Source organism: Micromonospora sp. DT68 (assembly GCF_049847245.1).
GTDB lineage: Bacteria > Actinomycetota > Actinomycetes > Mycobacteriales > Micromonosporaceae > Micromonospora > Micromonospora profundi.
In genome coordinates this window covers 438,442-460,082 of sequence record NZ_JBNCNZ010000003.1, presented here as the reverse complement: position 1 = coordinate 460,082, position 21,641 = coordinate 438,442, and the positions used below count along the sequence as shown (strand labels likewise).

The 21,641-nt window shown below is 70.1% G+C and carries 19 protein-coding genes and 3 tRNA genes; 12 read left to right on the top strand and 10 right to left on the bottom strand.

Features of this window, described 5'->3' with window-relative positions:
• Positions 1 to 217: 217 nt before the first annotated feature.
• The gene (locus ACPXB1_RS08365; protein ID WP_425735009.1) at positions 218 to 3,046 is read left to right on the top strand and encodes a WD40 repeat domain-containing protein; all 2,829 of its coding nucleotides are present in this window, start codon (positions 218 to 220) and stop codon (positions 3,044 to 3,046) included.
• A gap of 525 nt (positions 3,047 to 3,571) precedes the next feature.
• Here the strand turns inward: ACPXB1_RS08365 and ACPXB1_RS08360 are convergent.
• The 3 genes from ACPXB1_RS08360 to ACPXB1_RS08350 all read right to left on the bottom strand — a co-directional run bounded on the left by ACPXB1_RS08360 (position 3,572) and on the right by ACPXB1_RS08350 (position 4,846).
• Positions 3,572 to 3,644, bottom strand: a tRNA-Arg gene (locus tag ACPXB1_RS08360).
• 35 nt (positions 3,645 to 3,679) lie between these two features.
• Positions 3,680 to 3,770, bottom strand: a tRNA-Ser gene (locus ACPXB1_RS08355).
• 452 nt (positions 3,771 to 4,222) lie between these two features.
• Positions 4,223 to 4,846, bottom strand: coding sequence for a hypothetical protein (locus ACPXB1_RS08350; protein ID WP_355587139.1), 624 nt, complete (start codon positions 4,844 to 4,846; stop codon positions 4,223 to 4,225).
• A gap of 241 nt (positions 4,847 to 5,087) precedes the next feature.
• On the opposite strand from ACPXB1_RS08350, the gene ACPXB1_RS08345 reads away from it, so the two are divergent.
• On the top strand, positions 5,088 to 5,729 hold the full coding sequence (locus ACPXB1_RS08345) for a hypothetical protein (RefSeq protein WP_355587142.1): 642 nt from the start codon (positions 5,088 to 5,090) through the stop codon (positions 5,727 to 5,729).
• Here the strand turns inward: ACPXB1_RS08345 and ACPXB1_RS08340 are convergent.
• Positions 5,690 to 6,460 carry a CPBP family intramembrane glutamic endopeptidase gene (locus ACPXB1_RS08340; protein WP_355587145.1) on the bottom strand — a complete coding sequence of 257 codons (771 nt, stop codon included), beginning with the start codon at positions 6,458 to 6,460 and terminating at the stop codon, positions 5,690 to 5,692. The genes ACPXB1_RS08345 and ACPXB1_RS08340 overlap by 40 nt on opposite strands.
• A gap of 145 nt (positions 6,461 to 6,605) precedes the next feature.
• On the opposite strand from ACPXB1_RS08340, the gene ACPXB1_RS08335 reads away from it, so the two are divergent.
• Entirely contained in the window at positions 6,606 to 7,721 is a 1,116-nt protein-coding gene (locus tag ACPXB1_RS08335) for a globin domain-containing protein (RefSeq protein WP_355587148.1), read from the top strand.
• A 106-nt stretch (positions 7,722 to 7,827) separates the two neighbouring features.
• Here the strand turns inward: ACPXB1_RS08335 and ACPXB1_RS08330 are convergent, their stop codons facing one another.
• Positions 7,828 to 9,357 (bottom strand): peptide deformylase, encoded by a 1,530-nt coding sequence (locus ACPXB1_RS08330; protein ID WP_355587150.1) that lies wholly within the window; start codon positions 9,355 to 9,357, stop codon positions 7,828 to 7,830.
• A gap of 319 nt (positions 9,358 to 9,676) precedes the next feature.
• Here ACPXB1_RS08330 and ACPXB1_RS08325 point away from each other — a divergent pair, with 319 nt between their 5' ends.
• Positions 9,677 to 10,459: an IucA/IucC family C-terminal-domain containing protein gene (locus ACPXB1_RS08325; protein ID WP_355588415.1), complete on the top strand. Its 783-nt coding sequence runs from the start codon at positions 9,677 to 9,679 to the stop codon at positions 10,457 to 10,459.
• A 49-nt stretch (positions 10,460 to 10,508) separates the two neighbouring features.
• On the opposite strand, the gene ACPXB1_RS08320 is transcribed toward ACPXB1_RS08325, so the two are convergent.
• Positions 10,509 to 12,383: a hypothetical protein gene (locus ACPXB1_RS08320; RefSeq protein WP_355587153.1), complete on the bottom strand. Its 1,875-nt coding sequence runs from the start codon at positions 12,381 to 12,383 to the stop codon at positions 10,509 to 10,511.
• A 212-nt stretch (positions 12,384 to 12,595) separates the two neighbouring features.
• Between ACPXB1_RS08320 and ACPXB1_RS08315 the strand changes: the two genes are divergently transcribed.
• A complete protein-coding gene (locus tag ACPXB1_RS08315) occupies positions 12,596 to 13,306 on the top strand; it encodes a class I SAM-dependent methyltransferase (RefSeq protein WP_355587155.1) in 711 nt (236 codons plus the stop codon).
• Positions 13,307 to 13,424: 118 nt separating this feature from the next.
• Here ACPXB1_RS08315 and ACPXB1_RS08310 read toward each other — a convergent pair whose 3' ends face one another.
• Entirely contained in the window at positions 13,425 to 13,967 is a 543-nt protein-coding gene (locus tag ACPXB1_RS08310) for a YbhB/YbcL family Raf kinase inhibitor-like protein (RefSeq protein ID WP_355587158.1), read from the bottom strand.
• A gap of 143 nt (positions 13,968 to 14,110) precedes the next feature.
• Between ACPXB1_RS08310 and ACPXB1_RS08305 the strand changes: the two genes are divergently transcribed.
• The 3 genes from ACPXB1_RS08305 to ACPXB1_RS08295 are packed head-to-tail and all read left to right on the top strand — an operon-like array spanning position 14,111 to position 15,136.
• The gene (locus ACPXB1_RS08305; protein WP_355587160.1) at positions 14,111 to 14,266 is read left to right on the top strand and encodes a hypothetical protein; all 156 of its coding nucleotides are present in this window, start codon (positions 14,111 to 14,113) and stop codon (positions 14,264 to 14,266) included.
• Positions 14,267 to 14,312: 46 nt separating this feature from the next.
• A complete protein-coding gene (locus ACPXB1_RS08300) occupies positions 14,313 to 14,819 on the top strand; it encodes a helix-turn-helix domain-containing protein (protein ID WP_355587163.1) in 507 nt (168 codons plus the stop codon).
• Positions 14,816 to 15,136: a hypothetical protein gene (locus ACPXB1_RS08295; RefSeq protein WP_355587166.1), complete on the top strand. Its 321-nt coding sequence runs from the start codon at positions 14,816 to 14,818 to the stop codon at positions 15,134 to 15,136. Before ACPXB1_RS08300 ends, ACPXB1_RS08295 begins: the two co-directional genes overlap by 4 nt.
• Positions 15,137 to 15,192: 56 nt before the next feature.
• Here the strand turns inward: ACPXB1_RS08295 and ACPXB1_RS08290 are convergent.
• Positions 15,193 to 15,279: transfer RNA gene (locus ACPXB1_RS08290), tRNA-Ser, on the bottom strand.
• A 172-nt stretch (positions 15,280 to 15,451) separates the two neighbouring features.
• Between ACPXB1_RS08290 and ACPXB1_RS08285 the strand changes: the two genes are divergently transcribed.
• Complete coding sequence (locus tag ACPXB1_RS08285) at positions 15,452 to 16,426, top strand: NAD(P)H-quinone oxidoreductase (protein ID WP_355587169.1); 975 nt, start codon at positions 15,452 to 15,454, stop codon at positions 16,424 to 16,426.
• A gap of 20 nt (positions 16,427 to 16,446) precedes the next feature.
• On the opposite strand, the gene soxR is transcribed toward ACPXB1_RS08285, so the two are convergent.
• Complete coding sequence (soxR, locus tag ACPXB1_RS08280; protein ID WP_355587171.1) at positions 16,447 to 16,902, bottom strand: redox-sensitive transcriptional activator SoxR; 456 nt, start codon at positions 16,900 to 16,902, stop codon at positions 16,447 to 16,449.
• A gap of 46 nt (positions 16,903 to 16,948) precedes the next feature.
• Here soxR and ACPXB1_RS08275 point away from each other — a divergent pair, with 46 nt between their 5' ends.
• Together ACPXB1_RS08275 and ACPXB1_RS08270 are read left to right on the top strand one after the other, a co-directional pair.
• On the top strand, positions 16,949 to 17,644 hold the full coding sequence (locus ACPXB1_RS08275) for a transketolase (protein ID WP_355628407.1): 696 nt from the start codon (positions 16,949 to 16,951) through the stop codon (positions 17,642 to 17,644).
• Between the two features lie 5 nt (positions 17,645 to 17,649).
• Entirely contained in the window at positions 17,650 to 18,543 is an 894-nt protein-coding gene (locus ACPXB1_RS08270) for a transketolase family protein (RefSeq protein ID WP_425735008.1), read from the top strand.
• Here ACPXB1_RS08270 and ACPXB1_RS08265 read toward each other — a convergent pair.
• On the bottom strand, positions 18,529 to 19,236 hold the full coding sequence (locus ACPXB1_RS08265) for a glycosyltransferase family 2 protein (protein WP_355587180.1): 708 nt from the start codon (positions 19,234 to 19,236) through the stop codon (positions 18,529 to 18,531). The two genes, ACPXB1_RS08270 and ACPXB1_RS08265, sit on opposite strands and share 15 nt — an antisense overlap.
• A 123-nt stretch (positions 19,237 to 19,359) precedes the next feature.
• Here ACPXB1_RS08265 and ACPXB1_RS08260 point away from each other — a divergent pair, with 123 nt between their 5' ends.
• The gene (locus tag ACPXB1_RS08260; RefSeq protein WP_425735007.1) at positions 19,360 to 21,507 is read left to right on the top strand and encodes a hypothetical protein; all 2,148 of its coding nucleotides are present in this window, start codon (positions 19,360 to 19,362) and stop codon (positions 21,505 to 21,507) included.
• Positions 21,508 to 21,641: the final 134 nt, after the last annotated feature.

The following is a 21,641-nucleotide window of genomic DNA, read 5'->3' as shown; positions in this document are numbered from 1 at the left end:
TCCGTGATCCGCAGTTCGCCGTCAAAGCCGCCCGCGGCTCGGGCCACCTGGATCCCGTGGCGGCGCATACCCCTGGCGGAAGAGTGTTCTAGCTCATGGTCACGTTGCGTGATCTGGAAAGCTGACCCGTCGATCTTCGTGAATGAAGGGGAACGGGATGTCGCAGGGTTGGGAACCGGACGACAGGGCCGCACCACATCGGGTGCTACGAACCCCCTTGGGCTTCGACGAATTGCACGCCTACGACGAGGTCGGCCCGGCGGCACTGGTTACCGTGGCAGGAAGGCCCACCTTGGTCTGCGCCGGTCTGCCGACCCCCGACGGCTCCCACTACGCCGCCATCGACGTGGAGACCGGGGCCCGCATCCCGGACCGGTCCGGGATGCACGGCGCGCACGGACCGCACAGCGTGGCGGTGGGCATGTGCGGCGACCAGGCGGTGATGGCGCTTCTCATGCGGCATCCCGAGGACGGTGACAAGTTCGGCGGGGTGTTGCGGTTACGTGACCTCTGGTCGGGTGAGCTCCTCGACGTGCAGTTTCCGCCCACGCGGGCGCAGTCGCGGGTTGCGGTCGCCACGGTGGACGGCCGGGGGGTCGTCGCCGTAGGTGCAGCTGTCTACGACGCGCAGGATGGCAGCCTCATCACCGAGGGCAACGCTCGCGGCTTCCTGATGATGCACGCGGTCCACCAGGGACGGCTTCTGCTGCTGTGCTACGACTTCCCGCAGAGCCGGTTCATGCTCGTGGACGCGCTGACCGGTGCCATTGTCGGCGATCCGTTCGAGGTGCCGCTGCCGAACATCCGTGATCGTGCCAAGGCGGCGGTGGAGGTGGACGGGCACCTCTGGGTGTTCTTCACCACCGGCCGACGTGGCATTGATCCACTCATAGTCTGGGACGCCACCGCCGGCGAGGCAGTGACCCTGCCCGCGTTGTGGGATGCCGAAGCGGCCGCTGACTGGCCGTTCGAGGACATCGCGGTGCTGGTCGACAACGGTGAGATCAGCGTCCTGGTGCAGTGGGGATACCACGGCCGGGACGGCACCGACCTGTGGGTACCGGCCGCCGACGGGCGGCGGTTGGCGGCCCGCTTCGGCGGCTGCACGGCACTCGCGCTCGGCGTGCTCGACGGCCGGGCCGCTGCGGTCGTGGCCGCCAACGGCCGCGCGCTGCGGGTGTTCGACATGACGACGGACGCCACGGTCGCCAGCCCGTACTACAACAACTGGATCCCGGAAGAGGTGCAGATCCGCGCCGCGTCATTCGCCGAGATAGGCGGGCGGGGGTCCGTGCTCCGCTGCGGTGCCACCGGCGTGATCTGGGACATCGAGTCCGGCCTGCCGGTGGTCGCTGCCGCGCTGCCCGGTGCCGACGTACAGACGATCACCCCGGGCCGGCTGGACGGCCGCGCGGTGTTCGCCGTCCTGACCCGCACCAGACCCTCGTACGCGCTGACGTTGCGAATGTGGGACCCGCAGACCGACGAGACGCTGTTCTCCCGCGAATTACCGCCGAGACAGGACGATGTCACGTTCGACTGCCCCATGACGTTCGTCGACCTCGACGGGCTGCCCACGGTGGCGATGCGCGGGGACCGGCAGATCGAGTTCTTTCATGCCCGCACCGGCGAGATGGTCGGCCGCATCGAGACCACAGGCATGGGGATCATCGGTTCTCTCGCCGCCGGGCGCCTCGGTGGCCGTACAGTGCTGGCCGCCGGAGACGGGTACGGTGCGGTGCACGTCTTCGATCCGGTCACCGGCCAGGAGGTCGCCCCGAGGCTACGCGCTCACCCGCCGGTGCCCACCAGTGCCGGGCACGCGGGCGCATGGGTGCTGGCTATCGCCTTCGCGAAGATCTCCGGCCGGGAGGTGGTGATCGCCGGCGGCACTGATCAGGTTATCCGGGTGTGGGACGCCGCCACGGGCGAGGCCGTCGGGATTCCGTTCAGCGGCCACACCGGCAAGATCACCGCCCTGTTGCCCGCACTGTGGGCCGGTGAGCAGGTGTTGATCTCGGTGGCCAGCAAGGGCGCTCCGCGCATGTGGATCCTGCAGGCAGCGCCGGTGGACACCGGCCACACCGGCAGAATCACCGCCTTGGCCGCCGGGACCCGCCGCGGTGAGCCGGTGTTCGCGTCCAGTTCCGAGGACGCAACGATCCGGCTGTGGGACGCGGCCACCGGACGGATCATCGACTCCCTCGATGCCGGCGGCACGGTCACCTCAGTGGCCTTCGGCGGTCCCGGTCGCGACATCCTGGTGGGTGTCACCGACCAAGGGCTGGTGCAGCGCTGGGACGCCAACTCCGGCACGAAGTTGGGTGATCCGCTGCACCATGGCGGTCCTGCGATGTACGCGGCGGCCACGGTCGACACCGGCAGCCGCTGCCTGCTCGGCGTCTGCGCAGCGGACCAGACGCTGCGACTCTGGGACATCGTGACGGCCGAACTGCTCACCCAGGTGCCGGTAGGCCAAACCGTCAGATCCCTGTCGATGGCCGCAACCGGCGAACAACTACTGGCGATGGTGCACGGCGACATCGCCGACGACGAGCCATGCCTGGGAGATTCCATGGCCGCGCTATGGGACGTGTGGGCCGCCGAACGGATAAGGCAGCCGCTACAACTCGAAGACGGCGCTGACGTCGCCGTGCTCGGCATGCTGAACGACCGGGCGGCGCTCATCCAGGGCCTGGACGTCGCCGCCGACGATTTCGACTACGACCCGGCAGGCATGGACGCTCTACAACTGCGGGACGCCGTGACCGGAGAACTCCTCCACGACTTCGACAATCACAAACACCACTGCTGCACCGCCGTGGCGCTGACAACCGCCGCCGGACGAACCTGGATCGCCTCCGGCCACGCGCGCGGTGTCGTGCTACTCGACGACGAACTCCGGCAGGTCGGCGACGCCTACAAAGGACACAAGGGTGAGGCCGTCAGACTCGTTGCCGTGACCGAGGCCGCTGGCGGCCTGGCGATCGCCTCCGTCGACTACGCGAACAGCCTGCATATCAGGCGGGTTCCGCTTCCAGGCTGAGCCGCTTTCAGGCCAAACTCGTGGCACGGGGTGTTGTGGCGAGAACAAGCGGCCGCCATCACGTCCCGCGAGGGAACCCAGTGTCAACCCGGCGGCCATGACGGAGGGCGCCGACAGCGGGTACCAGGCCGGCAGACAACCCGATGGTCTACAAGTAGACGCGGGCTGCCTTATTCCGCGAGCCGGCAGTGCGCGACCTGCCAGCGCACCAGGAACGAGGCGGAAGCTTGCGCGACGAGCCGGCGGACTCGAGTACGTGCACGATCCCACGAGCATCGCCCGGTCACCGGTCTGCCGCTGGCCGCGGCGCTGTCGCCTTTCCGGTGCAGCAGCCAGCAACGGCACCGGGACGACAAGCACCCCGGCAAGCGTCACGAAAGTAACCGCGGGATGCGGGTCCGCCCCCGATCGCGTGGCGAAGCCCGCTCAACGCTGCAATCCCACTATGCGGGATTGCAGACGCTATAAATGGGAAACAAAAGGCCGTGACCCTTGTTTCCGCAGGTCACGGGCTCGATCTTTCTGTGCGCCCGAAGGGACTCGAACCCCTAACCTTCTGATCCGTAGTCAGATGCTCTATCCATTGAGCTACGGGCGCTCGTGCTCAGCCAGTGTACACACCTGACTTTCGCGCGGAGACTCCGGGATTCGAACCCGGGAGGGGCTTTAAGACCCCAACCGCATTAGCAGTGCGGCGCCATAGACCAGACTAGGCGAAGTCTCCCAGGTGGCCCGCAGACCACCGCGCCCGAGGATACAGGTCCCCACCCACCGGGAGCAAAACGACTTCCAGGGTACGTCTGCCGCAGCTCCTGGAGCCCGTGTTCCGAGCTGTGCGGCAGCGTGATCGGGACTACGCTCCATCGATATGCAGGAGCAGCCGCCCAGCGAGCCGACCCGTCGAGAGCCTGCTGACCGAGCGCGGCGGCGCTCTCCGCGGGCGACATTCACTCCGCCGACGGCCGCTGAGCAGGCCGTGGAGAAGGCACCGTCGGGGCCTGCGGCGGCCGGGGATACGTCAGGTGAGCAGCGCCCGAGGCGTACCAGGCCCGCCCCGACGGTCCTGTTCCAGCCACCGGAGCCGGAGCGCCCCCTGCCCCGGCAGCCGAGGCGCTCGCCAGCTCTCGCGCCCGACAGCACGATCGCCAGCACGCAAGCCTCGGCACCGGATGCCAGTCAGGCAGGGCCGGCGGAACGGGCGACGTCAGGCCGCGGCCAAGCGCCGGAAAGCCCGGCGGCGGACGTCGACGGCCCGACCCGCGCGGACGCCTCTGCGGCCGACGCCCCTGCGGCGGAGGCGAATGAAGCGGGTACCGCCGATGCGAGCGGCTCGACGACACGCACTGCGGGTGAGTCAGCGCCCGGGGGCAGCGCGGAGGCTTCCACCGGTCCGGCGCGGGCAGCGAAGGCGCGCTCCACCTCCGCGCGGAAGGCTCCCGCCCGGAAGAAGCCGCTGACGTCGGCCGGCGACCCGAGCACGACGACCGCGCCGACGGTTCCGCCTAGCCCAACCGAGCCGGCAACCGCTCCGACCGAACCAGCGGCGGCCCCGAGCGAGCAGACCTCTTCGAGCAGGCAGGCCACCCCGAGCGACCACGTCAACCAGGCCAAGCGGGCCGCACAAGAGACCCCGACCAAGCGAACCGCGCCCGCCAAGGCGACCAAGGCAGTCGCGCCCAGCAAGGCGACCACGCCGACCAAGGCAGCCACGCCCGCCAAGGCAGCCACACCGACGAAGGCATCCACACCGGCCAAGCGGGCGGCGAGCCCCCGCAAGAGTGCCGCGTCGAAGAAAGCCACGTCGGCAGCACCCGAGACTGCCACCGAGCAGCCACGTCCCGACGTCGCGGAGCCTCTCGCCCTCCCCGGCAGCGCCGCCACGGGCAGCGAGCCCGCAGCACAGCAGACCCCACAGGAGCCAGCCCCACAGCAGGCCGCGCAAGCGCCAGCCGGGCAGCAGGTCGTGCACACGCCCACGCAGCAGATCGCGCACGAGAGGGCGCCGACTCTGGGGCGTACCTCGGAATGGGATTTTCGGGCGGTGACCGCCCGCGTGCTTGACCACCCGGGTTTCGCGCCGGAGTTGTTGGCCCTGGCGGCGGTGCCGGCGCTCGGCCCGGGTGCCGCCGAGTGGGCCGAACGGCTCCGGGCGCGGTATCCGGACGCTCCGGCTGACGGGCTGGCCCGGCTGGCCACCCGGCGGTACGTCGGTGCGGCCGCTACGGGTGGGGCGACGGCCGCGCTCGCGGGGCTCTTCGCGCCGGTGGCGGAGTTGGTGTCGGTGCTCTGGACCCAGTCGAACCTGGTGCTGCACCTGGCGGCGGCGTACGGGCAGGATCCGGCGCATCCCGACCGGGCCGTCGACCTGCTGGTGCTCACCCAGGTGCACCCGGATCCGGAGAGCGCGCGTGCCGCGCTGGCCGCCGCTCAGGCAGCGGGCGATCCGGTGGAGGAGGCGTGGCCGAGGGCGGCGGAGGCCGCGTGGCGGCTGGCCGCGCCGCTCACGGCGCAGGCCGGCGGGTGGCTGGCGTTGCGGTTGGCGTCCCGGCTGCTGCCGGGTGCGGCGGTGCTGGCTGCGGCGTTTGGCGACTCGGCGGCGGCCGAACGGCTTGCGGCGCGGGCGGTGGCCACCTACCGGCCGCGTCAGAGCCAGTCGAACCACTCCCGGGGCAGCAGCGCGTAGCCGACGAAGGCGAACACGTCGAGCAGCGTGTGCGCAATGATCAACGGCATCACGCGCCGGGTCCGCAGGTAGAAGAGGCTGAACACGACGCCCATCACGGCGTTGCCGACGAACGCGCCGAAGCCCTGGTAGAGGTGGTACGAGCCGCGGAGCAGCGCGCTGGCCGCGATGATCGTGACCAGCCGCCAGTGCAGCTGGCGCAGCCGGGTGACGAGGTAGCCGACCACGATCACCTCCTCCAGCACGGCGTTCTGGATGGCGGCGAGGATCAGCACCGGAACGGTCCACCAGAGATCCGGCAGCGCGGCCGGCACCAGCGTGGCGTTGATGCCGAGCTGGGCCGCCACCCAGAACAGTGCGAGCCCCGGCAGGCCGATCAGCGCGGCCAGGCCTGCGCCCCGGGCCAGGTCCTGGCCGGGCCGCCGGGCGTCCAGGCCGAGGGTCCGCACCGGGTCGCCGGGATCACGGCTGAGCAGGTGTACGGCGAGCAGCACGGGCAGCAGCGCGAAGACGATGCCGAGCAGTTGGTACGTCAGGTCCAGCCAGGGGCGGGCCGACGCCGAGGTGTTCAGCGAGGCGGTCTGCTTGGAGAGCGGCCCCTCGGCGGTCAGCTTCGCGATGATCGACACCACCGCGTAGACCGCGGACTGGCCGAGGGAGAGGCCGAGAACCAGCAGCGTCTCGGTCCCCAACACTCGGCGGGACACCGGGCGGGTCAGCTCAACGGTCACCGCACCACTCTGCCCGACGGGTGGCACCGCAGGTACGGCCGACCGGCCGGCGTGAGCCGATCGCACATTCTGTGCGACCGGTGTGCACGCTCCGTGGAGATTCTATGGATGCCCGATCCGCTGACGTCTGGAGAAGGAGCACCCGGTGGACAATGTCGCGCGGTTGCTGAAGGAGAGCTGGACCCTGGTCGAGGAGGACCGGGAGCGGCTGAGCGGCCACTTCTACGCCCGGCTGTTCCTGCTCGACCCGGCCCTGCGGCAGCTCTTCCCGGTGCAGATGACCGGCCAGGGTGACCGCCTGCTGGAGGCGATCATCACGGCGATCCACACTGTGGACGACCCGGAGAGCTTCGATGAGTTCCTGCGGGCGCTGGGTCGGGACCACCGCAAGTACCACGTCGACGACAAGCACTACGCGACGATGGGCGTCGCTCTGCTGGACGCGCTGCGCAGCACGGCGGGCGACGGCTGGAACCTGGAGTACGACCAGGCGTGGCGGGACGCGTACGCGGCGATCGCGGCGAAGATGGTTGCCGGTGCCGCCGACGACGACAACCCGCCGTTCTGGCACGCCGAGGTGCTGACCCATGAGCGGTACGGCCCGGACACCGCAGTGCTGACCTGCCGGGCTTTGCAGCATCCGCTGTCGTGGCGGGCCGGTCAGTACGTAAGCCTGGAGTTGCCGCGCTTCCACCCGAGGGTGTGGCGGAACTACTCGGTGGCGAACGCCCCGAACGACGACAACGTGCTGGAGTTCCACGTTCGCAGCCCGGGCGCGGGATGGGTGTCCGGTGCGCTCGTCCGCCGGGTGCGGCCGGGCCATCTGCTGCGGCTGGCCGCGCCGATGGGTTCGATGACGCTGGACCGCACCTCGGAACGGGACATCCTCTGCGTTGCCGGCGGGGTCGGGCTGGCGCCGATCAAGGCTCTGGTGGAGGAGTTGGCCACCTACAACCGGACGCGGTGGGTGCACGTCTTCTACGGCGCACGACAGGCGACTGACCTGTACGGGCTGGCCGCCTTGCAGGAGTTGGTGGCCGTACACCCGTGGTTGTCGGTCACGGCGGCGTGCAGCGAAGACAGCGATTTCGACGGCGAGGTGGGTGACATCCCGGACGTGGTGGCCCGGTACGGGCCGTGGACGACGCACGACTGCTACGTCTCCGGTTCGGCGCAGATGGTCCGGTCCGCGCTGCGGGTGCTGGCAGCGGACGGGGTGCCGCCGCCGAACATTCGCTACGACACCTTCGGCGACCTTTAGAACGTTCCTCCCCCCATAGCCGGGGCGCGTGCCCCTGCCCCCTGGGGCACGCGCCCCGGCCCCCGTCGTCGCACCGAACCGCTGAGCACCGCCCGGGACGCCCTGCTCAGTACCGCCAGGGACGCCCGGTTTCCCGGTATTCCTCGACCGGCACCAGCGGCACGCCGGGCGCCATCCGGTCGACGTAGAGCCGACCTTCCAGGTGGTCGATCTCGTGGGCGACGAGCCGGGCCATGCCGAACTCGAACGAGGTGATGATCCGACTGCCGTCCCACTGGGCGTGTTCCACGTCGAGGCGCAGCGGCCGGGGCACCAGACCGCGGTGGTCGAAGAAGGACAGGCACCCCTCGTACTGCTCGTCGGTTTCCGGGTCGGCGTCGACCACCCGGGGGTTGAGCAGGATGACCGGCTCCGCCGACCGGTCGGGGGGTCGGACTGCCGCTGCGGCCCGGCCGATGCCGAGTTGCGGGGCGGCGACGCCGACGCCCTTGCTGAACGGGTGCAGTTCGTCGAGCCGGGCCAGCGCCATTGTGAGCCGGTCGACGATGTCCCGGGCGGCCTGTTCCTCCCCGGGCAGGTCGAACTGCCGCACCCGCTGGCGGAGCAGGTCGTCGCCGCGTTGCACGATGCCGATCCCCCGCATCCGGTCACTGGGCCGGACCCGGACGCCGTTGGGCCCGACGTCCGGGTCGGTGTCCGGGCGGGCGCGGAAGCGCCACTGCATCCGGTAGCGGGCGTTCAGCGGGGGGTCGTCGGTCTGCCAGTCGAAGAGCGCCCGGTCGCCCGCGTCGCGACGCTGCGGCGCCGTCCGCAGGGGGCCCTCCTCCGCCGAGAGCGAGGTCTCCACGCCCCAGACCTGTGGGTCGAGCGCCGCCGGCAGGTCCAGCCGTACGGCGAGATGACGGGTGGGCAGCCGGACAGCCCGCTGGAACCAGGGCCCCCACTTCTCCTGGCCGACGCTGTACGCGTACTCGATGGTGGCCCGGTCGCCGGGGTAGAGCGGGAAGCGCCGTTCACCGTTCTCGAACAGCAGCCAGATCTCCTTGAACGCGTCCCGGTCGTGCTTCGCCCGCCAGTGCATCGGCTCGGGGTCACCGACGCTGTCATCCCGGCGGGCCTGGAGTTGCAGTTCGGCGAAGGTGAGGGGGTGCTCGCGGTGGTGCCGGTTGGAGCGGCCGGGGTCGTTCGGGTAGCGGTCGACCGCCACGCGTGCCAGGTAGCGGGTGACCGGCTCGGTGCCGGCGTTGTACAACTCGCGGCGGATGACGCACCGGTAGCCGTCGTCGGTGTGGGTGAGGGCTGCCAGTTCCCGTTCGACGATCAGGCCGGTGCCAGGTGGCAGCCACTGGCCGGGCGAGGGGGGTTCGCGGTGCGGGTGGCCGGTACGGGCGTGCCGCAGGTTGTCGTACTCCCGGAAACGCTGCCAGATCGCGCCGCTGGCCTCCAGGACGGCTTCGGCCCGGCGGGCGAAGTCCTCGGTGGGGCGGTGTCGGCGCCCTTCGACGTGGCTGACGTAGGACGGGTCGAACCCCATGAGGACGGCGAGTTGCTTCTTGGAGAGCCCGCGCCCGGTCCGTTGCCGGGCGAGTTCGGCCGCGAAGGAGTCGGCAGCCCGTTCGAGGGGGGATGTCGTCATCGGCGTCCTCGTGGCCGGGAGTATCATTCTCACTTTCTGTGGCGATACGCACACGCATCTGGCAACTTGGCGACACTCCGCTTGACAAGCACCCGTCGAGCTGCGGGCGCGAGGTCGACGTTTTCGACGAGCAGCGCCGGGTAGTACGGCGGAGCGCTGCTCCTGCTAGTCGGCGTGACCGGGCCCTCCTGCCCGGGCCAAGGTGAGGCTTCCCTTACACCCCCTGGTTGGTTAGGCTAGCCTTAGCTCGGGACGCAACTGCCGTCCGCCGAGGTTCTCCTCGGTCACGTGGACAGGGGATGACACGGTGACAGCGGTGATGCCGAGGCGGGACATGACCGCCACGCCGCTCGCCCCCGTCACCGCCACACTGCGGGCCATGTTCGGCACCGACGACCTCCCCGGGCTCGCCCGCGGCCTGCTTGTCGACGACGAGTTCGTCTGGGCACCAGCCACCACGCTTATCGACGGCACCCGCCTGCCGGAGTTGCTGCAAGCGGCAAGCGTCCGGTGGCGCGGCACCCCGCACGCCTGCGCCGCGCTGGCCTGGAAGTCCTACAGCTACTGGACGGCGTTGCCGGCCGTGCTCGGCTGGGCCTCGGCCCGGCGGGTGCCACTGCTCGACCCGTCCGACGTGCTGATCCACTTCGAGGACCACCGGCCCCTGATCACGCTCGGTCTGCGCCGCAGCATCACAGTGGCGGTGCTGCCCAACGACCCGCTGGCGGTTGCCGGCCTTCCGCAGGTACGCGTCGTCGCCGACGAGACGGCACTGCTCGGTGAGCTGCGCGCCTCCCTGCTCGACGCGCACCTGGCGCCGCTCATCACGGCCATCCAGTCCGAGGTTCGGGTGGGCACCCGGACCCTGCTCGGTTCGGTCGCCTCCGGCATCGCGCACGGCCTCCTGCGGGCCGCCGACGCCCTGCCCGGCCCGACGGTGCAGAACATCGACTCGGTGCTCGGGGCACTCGACCTGGCGGACCTGGTCGAGCTGGTGCCCGGCCCGGCCGGCGAGCCGACAGTGCAACGGCGCACCTGCTGCCTCGCCTTCACGCTGCCCAGCCCGAAGGTCTGCCAGGGCTGCTGCGTCCGCCAGCCCTGAGCCCGCTGCCTCCGCCGGGCCCGAGTCGGCTGCCTCCGCCAGGCCCTGCTCAGTCGGTCAGCGAACGGACGTCCCACACCCACACGCCGCCGGTGAAGACCGGCTGGATCCCGGTCAGCTCGGTCATTCCCCGACGCAGCGCGTCCTCGTGTTCCTGCGGGCCGAGGATTACCGCTCCGGCCCGCCAGTAGCGCAGGTCGTCGACCGCGTCCACCCGGCTCTGCGGGGTGATCGGCGGCACCGCCCCCGTACGCCTGATTGTGGAGAAGAAGCTGCTGGTGGGGCGGGGCGGGGCGCTGAACAGCGCGACCTTCGGCGGGTCCGCGCTCGGGCGGGTGTCCGGGCCGAGGAAGTAGCCCCGGGCCAGCGGCATGTCCAGGCGTGTCACCGCCGACCAGCGCAGCGGCTCCGCATAGGTGGTGTCCGGCAATGGCAGGGTCACCACACTGCGTCCGCCGGCCACGTAGGGGCGCCAGGCTCCGCTCGTCACGAATGTGGGGACCGGGTCGAGACGGACAACGGGCAGCGGGGTGGGCAGGATCGGCAGCAGGGCCATCGTCAGCACGGTGGCGGTGGCGAAGCGGATCTGCCGCCGGGCCGTCGGGTGTGCGCGGGCCAACTCGCGTACGCGCTCGGCGCCGTAGGCGAGCAGCACCCCGATGATCGGGGTGATGGCCAACGCCCAGCGGGTGGGCACCACCGAGTGCAGGATCGGCAGGTTCTCCAAGGCTGCCCACGGCCCGGGGATACCGGTGCCCCGACCGGCGAAGCGGATCTCCCGGCCGAGCGAGAGCACAGTGAAGAGCAGGCCGAGCCCGGCCAACGCGAGCACCACCACCGAGCGCCGCAGCCACCAGACCAGTGCGACCACAAGCACCAGCAGGGACCAGCCGAAGAAGCTGTTCTCCTCGGTCGGGTTCTTGGCGAGGTTTCCGGCGGTGCGCGGGCTGCCGGCAAGGGACTCCCGGGCGTACGCGACGAACGAGGCGAGGTCGCTGGAGTAGCCGCGGATCAGGCTGGACAGCCCGGAGTACGCGCCCGGGCCGAAGAACTGCACATACAGCGGGTACGCCAGCAGCAGGGCGGCGACCCCGGCGGCAACGGCCAGGCCGGCGAGGAACGGCCGGGCGCGCGACCGCAGGGGTGGGCGACCGATGGCGAGCGCGACGACGACAACGCCCAGGCCGATCGCTGTCATCAGCAGGATCTCCAGGTTCAGGAACGCCTGCCAGACGATCACCAGCGCGAGCAGCACCCCGTTGCGTAGCCAACGACCGGGGTCACCGAGCCGCAGCGTCCGCCAGATGATCAAAGGGACGACGTACTGCGACACGATGTTCGGGTGCGCGTTGGCGTGCGACACCATGGCCGGCGCGAACGCGCAGAAGCCCGCACCCAGCCAGGCTGGCCCGCGAGCGCCGATGAGGACGCGGGAGAGCAGGAAGTACCAGGAGACGGCGGTGGCGATCATCCCCAGCGTGAGAAAGAGCAGGAATGCCGCGCGCGGGCCGAACAGCAGTGTGACGGGCGTCATTGGCAGCGAAATGGATAATACGGACGTATTTGCCATGAGGTTGACGCCGTCGGGCACGTTCATCTGATCGGAATGGAATGGATACACGAAGCGTGTGACGACCCGCGTACCGTGCGCCAACATCCATTCGAACTGCGACTGGTCAGTGCGGTTGTCGCGCACCCCACTGCCCGGGTTCAACCAGAGGCGGCAAGTGACCCAGAAGGCGAGCGCCACGAAGCTCACCACGGCGGCCAGATCGACCCACTTCCCGTTGCGGCGCAACCCGTCGCCGCCGTCCCCCTCCACAGGCGGCACAGTGACCGGCCCGTCGCTGGGCGCAGCGCCCGGCCCGCCACTGGGCACAGTGGCCGGTCCGTCGCTGGGTGCGTCCGGTTCGGGAGTAGTCATGACAATTCATAGGGTAGTCAGCGTATGGCTCTGCCGTGACATGTTTCGGGGTACTGCCGTACTATGTGCCGGGTTCGCCGACCGCCGATCACGTGCCCACCCCCCGACCGCAATTCGGCCACAATGCTGCCCCGATTCTTCTGCCATCCAAGCGGATGATTCACTCTGTCGGTTCAGGCACGGGTCGAGTTCATATCGTGAGGAATCGACGCATGGCAGAAATCACTGGGGACCAGCGCGTCCAGTCCGAGGTGCTGGAGGGTCTGGCGACGGCCGTCAACCACCGCCGCTGGTTCGTCGAACTGGCGGTGCCGTACCTCGGTGACAACCCGATCGAGATCGGCAGCGGTCTCGGCGACTACGCGCTGGAGTGGTCGCAACTGCTACCCCGGTTCACCGCCACGGAGGCCGACCCCGACCGGTTGGTGCAGCTCAAGGAGCGGCTCGCCGCCCACCCCGGCATCGACGTCCGGCAGATGCTGCTGCCGCACCACGAGCGCGGCGACTACAGCGCCGCCGTCTCGTACAACGTCCTTGAGCACATCGAGGACCACGTGGGCGCGCTGCGCAGCATGCGCGACCTGGTCCGCCCCGGCGGTGCCGTGATCATCATCGTGCCGGCCTTCCAGTTCGCGATGAGCCCTGCCGACGTCGCCACCGGGCACGTCCGGCGGTACACGAAGAAGACCCTCGGAGCGGCGATGACCGACGCCGGCCTGACCATCGAGAAGATCCACTACGCCAACGCGCTCGGGTTGATCGGCTACTTCATGGCCACGAAGGTCTTCCGCCTGATGCCGAAGGAAGGCCCGATGGTCAAGGTGTACGACACCCTCGTGCTCCCCGCGACAAAGGCAGCCGAACAACTGGTCCGCCCCCCGTTCGGCCAGTCCGTCTTCGCCGTAGCCCGAGTCCCCGCCTAACCCCACGCTCCGCCCCGCGCCCCCGCCCCGCGATCTTGAACTTCGGTCGCCCTTGTGCGTCTTACACCAGGGATGCCGAGACAGGAACTGCAAGATCGCGGGGGGAGGTGGGCTGGGGTTACTCCTTGACCTGGTACGTCGGACGGATCACCGCTCGGGCCAGGGTGTGGAAGGTCAGGTTGAAGCCGACGTAGGCCGGGCTGGCATCCGGGGTCAGATCGAGCCGGTCCACGTCCACGGCGTGTACCGCGAAGACGTACCGATGCGGGCGGTCACCGGGCGGTGGCGCCGCACCGCCGTAGCCCTGCTCGCCGTAGTCGTTGCGGACGGAGAACGCGCCGCCGAGGTCGGTGCCCGCCGCGCCGCCAGCGCCGCTGGGCAGCTGCGTCACGTCGGCCGGTACGTTCACCAGCACCCAGTGCCAGAAACCGCTGCCGGTCGGGGCGTCCGGGTCGTAGCAGGTCACCGCGAAGCTCTTCGTCTCGGCGGGGAAATCCGACCAGGTCAGCTGCGGAGAGACGTTGTCACCCCCCGTGCTGCCGTGCGCGTGCCGGGCGTCCATCGGCTCGCCGTTCTGCACGTCGTCACTGGTCAGCGTGAACGAGGGCACCGTCGGCAGCAGCTCGTACGGGTCCGGGGCGATCGGTCGTTCCAGGGTCATCAGGACGCGTCCTTCCGGTGCGGGCAGATTCCTGCCCCTTCATACCCCGTTCGGTGGCTGCCGACGACCGGATGGGCCCTGCCGGCCACAAAACTAGTGAGGGAAAATACTGTTGCCGCCGCAATGTTCCACAGGGATACCTTATGGCATCAATATGGCGTGATTTCCTGATCGCCGTCGTCACCGCGCTCCGCAAGCCGGACGAGCGGTCGCTCGCCGAGGAGCGTCGACGCGCTGTCGAACGACTGGCCGACCAGACGATCCGGAAGCACCAGCCGCCCGCCGACCCACCCGAGTAGCGGTCCAACGAGTTGCGTTTTAGCGTTTGCGGCACATGCTTCAACTATGGTGAAGACAGGTGGGAACCTGCTGACCACGGGCCAGGCTGCGAAGCTGCTGGGATCGTCGCGTCAGCAGGTGGTCAACCTCTGCGAGCGTGGAGATCTGCCGTTCGTGATGGTCGGCATGCATCGGAGGATTGAGCGGAGCCAGGTTGAGGCGATGCTGCGCCCCAAGCCGGAGCTGACGCGCGATCAACTCAAGTCACTGTGGCTGCACCAGGCGGTGGCGGGCAATTTGGTTACCGATCCGGACGCGGTACTTGGCAAGGCCCGGGAGAATCTCGATCGGCTCCTCCGGCAGCACCGGGAGACCATGACCGAGGTGTGGTTGAAGCGCTGGGAAGACAAGCTCGAAGAGGGCGTCGATGCCGTCCTCAAGACGCTGACCTCGGATGATCCGGAAGCTGTGGAGCTACGACAGAACTCACCCTTCGCCGGGGTCCTGTCACAGTCGCAGCGCAAGAAGGTCCTTGAGTCGTTCACGCGCAGCGGTTGGAAACGAGCGGCATGAGGCGCGAGCAACTGGAGCATGTCCTGCGGTCCGCGTGCCAAATCGCGGGAGCCCCGGACGTCCTCGTCATTGGTAGCCAGTCGGTGCTGGGGGCGATCCCGGAGAGCAGACTCCCGCTGGAGGCCACCACCTCCATGGAGGTCGACGTGGCATTCTTCGATGACCCGGACGACCATAAGGCTGACCAGGTCGACGGTGCCATCCGCGAGCTCTCACCGTTCCACGAGACGTTCGGTTACTACGCCCAGGGCTTGCCGCGACGAGTGAGAACCGGCGGCCCCGAACGGGACGAAGTGAGGCTTACTCGCGATCTATAGACACGCCCCTGACCGGCGTTCGCGTTGGTCAGGGGCGTTTTTGCTGTCCAGATGGGCGGAGGGTGTGGGATTCGAACCCACGAAGACATCGCTGCCTTACCGGTTTTCAAGACCAGCGCCATCGGCCACTAGGCGAACCCTCCCGGGCCGCCACCCGTGGGTGTACGGCCACGCATAGTCTGCCACGGCTCCCGCCGCGCGGCCCGGCGTCCCTCCCCGAATGCGCGGGCCAGGCCAGCCGCGCCCGTCCACAGTGTCCGGTGAGATGCGCTGGGTCCGCCTGCGGCCCGCTCAGGCGTCGGGTAAGACTGAGCCATGCGAGCCGTCACGATTCCGCAGCCCGGTGGACCCGATGCCCTGGTCTGGGCCGAGGTGCCCGATCCTGAGCCGGGTCCCGGTGAGGTGATCGTGGATGTGCGGGCAAGCGGCGTCAACCGCGCTGACCTGCTGCAACGGCAGGGGCACTACCCGCCGCCGCCGGGCGCTTCCGCGTACCCCGGGTTGGAATGCTCTGGGGTGATCACGGAGGTGGGCGCGGACGTCGCCGGGTGGGCGGTCGGGCAGCAGGTCTGCGCGCTGCTGTCCGGGGGCGGGTACGCCGAACGGGTGGCCGTCCCCGCCGGGCAACTCCTGCCGGTGCCGGCCTGCGACACGGTCGACGCCGCGGCGCTGCCCGAGGTGGCCTGCACGGTGTGGTCGAACCTGATCCAGGTGGGGCGGCTCAGCGCCGGGGACACGCTGCTGGTGCACGGCGGTGGCAGCGGGATCGGCACGTTCGCGATCCAGTTCGGGGCAGCGCTCGGCGCCACAGTGCTGACGACCGCCCGCGCGGCCAAGCACGACCGGCTGCGTGAGCTGGGCGCGGCACACACGATCGACTATCGGGAGCAGGATTTCGCCGATGAGGTTCGGCGGGTCACCGACGGCCGGGGCGCGGACGTCGTCCTCGACATCATGGGCGCGTCCTACCTGGGGCGGAACGTCGCCGTGCTGGCTACCGGCGGTCGTCTCGTGGTGATCGGGATGCAGGGCGGACGCAAGGCCGAGTTGGATCTCGGGGCGCTGCTGACGAAGCGGGCGAGCGTCAGCGCCACGTCGCTGCGCGCCCGCCCGCTCGCGGAGAAGGCGGAGATCGTCCAGGGCGTACGGGACGAGGTGTGGCCGATGGTCACGACCGGCGCGATCCGGCCGATCGTGGACCGGCGGCTGCCGATGGCCGAGGCGGCGCAGGCGCACCGGCTCGTCGAGTCGAACGAGCACTTCGGCAAGGTCGTCCTCACGATCGGGTGAGGGCGGGCGAGAGCCGACCGTCAGGCGGGCGTACCGGTCGGGCGGGGCAGCATGAGGCGCGCACCCGGGCCCTCTCCGGCCAGGGCGTCCCCCGGGTTGTAGAGCGTGCAGCGTTGCAGGGACAGGCAGCCGCAGCCGATGCAGCCGTCGAGGTCGTCGCGGAGCTTGGTGAGCAGTCGGATCTTCTCGTCCAGCCGGCCGCGCCAGCTCGCGGACAGCCGCTCCCAGTCCTGTGGGCTGGGCGTGCGGGAGTCGGGGAGGGATTCGAGTGCCGCGCGGATCTCGTCAAGCGACACTCCGACCTGCTGGGAGATCCGGATGAAGGCCACCCGTCGCAGCTCGGAGCGGGCGTAGCGACGCTGGTTGCCGCTGGTCCGGTCGGCGCGGATCAGCCCGAGCCGCTCGTAGTAGCGCAGCGCCGAGGGTGCCACGCCGGAGCGGACGGACAACTCGCCGATCGTCAGCAGATCATGCATTCCATGCCCTTGAGGTGAAGTGCGCTTTAACTACCACAGTAGTGTGATGACCTCGACACTGACCACCGACACCGGCTCCCGGCTGCCTCAGTTGATCCGTCGGCTCACCGGCGACGAGAAGCACGGGCCCAGCGCGCACTCCACCAGCGACGTGCTCCAGGTGCTCTACGACCGGGTCCTGCGGGTCACCCCCGACACCGTCGACGACCCGGAGCGGGACCGCTTTCTGCTCTCCAAGGGGCACGGGCCAGCCGCCTACTACGCGGTGCTCGCCGCGCACGGCTTCATTCCGGACGCCTGGCTCGACGATCTGGCCGGACCGGACAGCAAGCTCGGCCACCACCCGGACCGGCTGCTCGTGCCCGGAGTCGAGATCGGCTCCGGCTCACTCGGCCACGGGCTCGGGTTGGCCGTCGGCACCGCCCTCGGCCTGCGAGCCCAGGGCCTGCTCAACCCCCGGGTGTACGTCCTGCTCGGCGACGCCGAACTCGACGAGGGCTCCAACCACGAGGCCATCGCGTACGCGGGAGCGACAGGGCTGGAGAGCCTCACCGCGATCGTGATCGACAACTCGTCGACCACGCACGGCTGGGCCGGTGGCATCGCCAGCAGGTTCACCGTCAACGGCTGGACGGCCGACACCGTCGACGGCCGGGACCACACCGCCCTGTACACGGCGCTGACCGGGCACCGGCCACGACGGCCGCACCTTGTGGTCGCCCGCATCGACAGCAAGGGATGACCGCAATGCGTACCGCTTTCATCGACACCACCGCCGCGCTGCTCGACGAGGACCCGCGTACGGCGCTCGTGCTTGCCGACATCTCGGCAAGCCAGTTCGCACCGGCCGGACACCGACACCCGGACCGGGTGCTCAACGTCGGCATCCGCGAACAACTGATGATCGGCATGGCCGGCGGGCTCGCCCTGACCGGGCTCCGCCCGATCGTGCACTCGTACGCGACGTTCCTGGTGGACAGGACGTACGAGCAGATCAAGTTGGATCTGGACCACCAGGGCGTGGGCGCGGTCCTGGTGAGCATCGGCGCGTCGTACGACGGGTCACGGGAGGGCCGGACACACCAGTCGCCGGCCGACCTGGCGCTCTTCGACTCACTTGGCGGCGGTTGGACCGTTCGGGTGCCCGGCCACCCCGACGAGGTCACGCCCCTGCTGCGTGCCGCCGCTGCCACCGACGACCCGGTCTATCTGCGGCTCAGCGAACAGCGCAACACGTCCGGGTACCCGGACGCCGACCGCCTCCGGGTGCTGCGGCAGGGCGGGACGAACGCGCCGCTCGTGGTGGCCGTCGGGCCGATGCTCGATCCCACGATGGCGGCGACCGAGGGGATGGACGTGACTGTCGCGTACACCCACACACCCCGGCCCTTCGACACGGCCGGACTGCGGGCATTCGTCGGGACCGACGTGGTGCTTGTCGAGCCGTACCTGGCGGGAACGTCGAGCGCTGTCGTGAGCCGCGCGCTGGCGGACGTACCGCATCGGCTGCTGGCGCTCGGCGTGGGTCAGACCGACCTGCGACGGTACGGCGACCCGGCCGACCACGCCCGGTGGCACGGCCTGGACGCCGACGGCCTGCGGCGGTCGATAAGCGCGTTCCTGAAGTCAGCGCGCCGCTGAGGGGGCAGGACGGCGGCGTGCGCGCTCGCGACCGAGGATCCAGATCGCCTCGACGCCGTCCTTCCAGGTGATCTTCTTGCCCTCTTCGCGACCGCGCGCCCGGTAGCTGATCGGCACCTCGTACGGCCGGATGCGCCGGCGCAGCAGCTTGCCCGTCACCTCGGCCTCCATGCCGAAGCCACGCGAGCGCACCTCAAGCGACCTGTAGAGCGCCACAGGCATCAGCTTGAAGCAGGTCTCCAGATCGCCGATGTACGAGTTGAAAAGCACATTGGCCGCCATCGTGACGCCCTTGTTGCCCATCACGTACCAGAAGCTGTAGGCGCTGTGGCTGCCGAAGGTGCGATTGCCGTAGACCACCGTGGCCCGCCCGTCGAGCACCGGGTCGAGCAGCTTGGGGATGTCCTGCGGGTCGTACTCAAGGTCGGCGTCGAGGATGACCATGTAGTCACCCTCGGCGCTGTCCACCGCGGTCTTGATGGCCGCGCCCTTACCGGCGTTGCGCTGGTGGGTGATGACCCGCAGGCGGGCGTCGTCGGCGCGGCCGAGGATTTCGCCGGTGCCGTCACGGCTGCCGTCATCGACCACTACCAACTCGATTTCGCACGGGTAATCCACCGCCAATGCCTGCTTGAGGGCATCCGCGATGCGTTCTTCCTCGTTGTAGACCGGCATGAGGATCGACAGCTTCACGGGATTCTCCACGGTGGCGACAACACGTCGGGCATAGCCTAGCGTGGCTGGTCAGCCAAACGCTGGCCGCACCATCGGGCAGCCGGCGTGGCGGGCTCAGCCGGATGGTGTTTACTTCGCGCCATGTCGGCTGCCGGCTTCCTGCTCGCGGCGCTACCCGCCGCCTCGGTGCTCCTACTCACCGTCGCGATGAGGCCGCGCCGGACTGACACGGTGGCGCCGCTACGACTCGCCGTGGTGCGCGCCGCCCTGCTCACCGGCGCGTACGCGGTGCTCGTCGTCGAGCTGCTCGGAGCCCTGCACGCGCTTACCCGGCCGGCGTTCGTGGCCGCCTGGCTGCTGTTCCTGCTTGCCGCCGGGACCGCCGCGGTGCTGCGCCAGCGGCAGGCTGCCGCGCAGCCGCAGGTGGCCGCGCCCCGCTCGGTGCCGGTCGGCGCGGCGATGACCGCCGGCACCGGCCCGGCGACAGCCGCCCCGGTCACCGACGACATCGCGCCGGTCCAACCCGATCGGGTACGCGCGAACCCGCTCGCCCGAGCGGCCGACGCCTGGCGTACGGCGGGTCGGGGCGAGCGCCTGCTCGCCGGCACCATCGGCGGCCTGGTGCTGGTGGAATTGCTTGTCGCACTGCTTGCCGAGCCGAACAACTTCGACTCGCAGACGTACCACCTGCCCAAGGTGGAGCACTGGGTCGCCCAGGGCGACCTCGACTTCTGGCCCACCGCCATCCACCGGCAGGTGACCATCCCGCCCGGCGCGGAGTACCTGTTGCTGCACCTGCGCCTGCTGACGGGCGGCGACGCGCTGCACAACCTGGTGCAGTGGGCCGCCGGGATCATCTGCCTGCTGGCGGTCGCCCGGATCACCGCGCAGCTCGGCGGCAGCCGCCGGGCTCAACTGATCACCGCGTTCGTGTTGGCCAGCACCCCAATGGTCGTACTCCAGGCCACGAGCACGCAGACCGACCTGGTCTGCGCGGCGTGGGTGGCGTGCGCGGCGACGCTGGTGCTGGACGGGCTGCGCCGACGGACCGGCCTGGGCACCCTGCTCGGGTTGGGAGCGGCCACCGGGCTGACCGCTGTGACGAAGACAAGTGGCCTGATCGCTGTGGGTCCGCTGCTGGTGCTCTGGGGGCTGGCCCAGCTCCGGCTCGCAGTGAGCGCCCGGGCGGAGGCTGGTGGGGCCCGGCCGGTTGGTCCGATGGCCCGTACCGTCGGCGGTTCGGTGTTGATCCTGCTGGTCGCGGCTACTGTGGTCGGTCCGTTCATGGCCCGCGTGACTGCCGAGTTCGGGCATCCGCTGGGCCCGCCCCGGCTTCGCGAGTCGATCCCGATGGAACGGCACGATCCGCAGTCGATCCTGGTGAACGCCCTGCGGATCGGGCACACAGCGTTCGACACGCCACTGGCGCCGCTGCGGCGGGCCGGCGCGGAGGCGATCATCAGCGGCGCGCAGGCGATCGGCGTCGACCCCCAGGACCGGGAGATCACCTTCGGCCGGGAGATCTTCCCCGAGCCCGCCTGGTATCCGGACGAGGACCGGGTGGCCTTCCCGATCGCCGGAGCGCTGGCACTGATCGGCGCGGTCGTCGCGCTCACCCGCCCCCGCCGGATCGACCCCGGGCTGGCGGGGCCGCTGCGGGCGTACGCCGTTGTGGTGCTCGTCGCTGTCCTGCTGCACACCTCGATGATCAAGTGGCAGCCGTGGGGCAACCGGCTGATCCTCTACGCCCTGGTGCTCGCCATCCCGTTCGCCGGCCTGTGGCTCGACGCGTTCTTCCGGCGCCACGCCACAGGTGGGCGCGGACGGCGTTCGGTGGCCACCATGACCGCGATCGCGGTACTGGCCACCTCGGCGCTGGCCGGAGTGCTCTCCCTGTCGTACGGCTTCCCGCGCCGGCTCGTCGGCGACGGCTCGGTCTTCACCACCTCGGACTGGGACACCCGGTTCCTGCGCCGCCCGCAGTGGACCGACGAGTTCCGCTGGGCCGCGACGGCCGTCCGCGACAGCGGCGCCCAGCGGATCGGGCTGGTGCAGCAGAACGACAACTGGGAGTACCCGTGGTGGCTGCTGCTGCGCCACACCGACGGGCGGTCGCCGGATCTGGTGGCGTTGCAGTCGGTCCTTTCGGAACGGCCGCCCGCCGACCCCACCTCGGTGGACGCGATCGTCTGCACAGGCAGCCAGCCGGCCTGCGCCAAGCTGGTTCCGGCGGGCTGGCGGCTGGAGTTCCGCGGCTACGTCGGCTACGCGCTGCCACCCGGCCGCTGACTCGTCGCGCTGACCTGACGCCGACGGGCTGACCCGGCCGGGCTGACGCGGGCGGGTCGGGTGACCGGATCGTCCGATCCGGGCGGTTCGGCAACCCGCGCGCAAGAACCCGAGCTGCATTCACATCCACCGAT

What these genes read in the sequence shown, in the direction of transcription:
- ACPXB1_RS08330 (WP_355587150.1), bottom strand. Translation starts at nt 9,357, where the DNA reads ATGACGACATCCCCCCTCGAACGGGCTGCCGACTCCTTCGCGGCCGAA.
- ACPXB1_RS08325 (WP_355588415.1), top strand. Translation starts at nt 9,677, where the DNA reads ATGCCGAGGCGGGACATGACCGCCACGCCGCTCGCCCCCGTCACCGCC.
- ACPXB1_RS08320 (WP_355587153.1), bottom strand. Translation starts at nt 12,383, where the DNA reads ATGACTACTCCCGAACCGGACGCACCCAGCGACGGACCGGCCACTGTG.
- ACPXB1_RS08315 (WP_355587155.1), top strand. Translation starts at nt 12,596, where the DNA reads ATGGCAGAAATCACTGGGGACCAGCGCGTCCAGTCCGAGGTGCTGGAG.
- ACPXB1_RS08310 (WP_355587158.1), bottom strand. Translation starts at nt 13,967, where the DNA reads ATGACCCTGGAACGACCGATCGCCCCGGACCCGTACGAGCTGCTGCCG.
- ACPXB1_RS08305 (WP_355587160.1), top strand. Translation starts at nt 14,111, where the DNA reads ATGGCATCAATATGGCGTGATTTCCTGATCGCCGTCGTCACCGCGCTC.
- ACPXB1_RS08300 (WP_355587163.1), top strand. Translation starts at nt 14,313, where the DNA reads ATGGTGAAGACAGGTGGGAACCTGCTGACCACGGGCCAGGCTGCGAAG.
- ACPXB1_RS08295 (WP_355587166.1), top strand. Translation starts at nt 14,816, where the DNA reads ATGAGGCGCGAGCAACTGGAGCATGTCCTGCGGTCCGCGTGCCAAATC.
- ACPXB1_RS08285 (WP_355587169.1), top strand. Translation starts at nt 15,452, where the DNA reads ATGCGAGCCGTCACGATTCCGCAGCCCGGTGGACCCGATGCCCTGGTC.
- soxR (WP_355587171.1), bottom strand. Translation starts at nt 16,902, where the DNA reads ATGCATGATCTGCTGACGATCGGCGAGTTGTCCGTCCGCTCCGGCGTG.
- ACPXB1_RS08275 (WP_355628407.1), top strand. Translation starts at nt 16,949, where the DNA reads ATGACCTCGACACTGACCACCGACACCGGCTCCCGGCTGCCTCAGTTG.
- ACPXB1_RS08270 (WP_425735008.1), top strand. Translation starts at nt 17,650, where the DNA reads ATGCGTACCGCTTTCATCGACACCACCGCCGCGCTGCTCGACGAGGAC.
- ACPXB1_RS08260 (WP_425735007.1), top strand. Translation starts at nt 19,360, where the DNA reads ATGTCGGCTGCCGGCTTCCTGCTCGCGGCGCTACCCGCCGCCTCGGTG.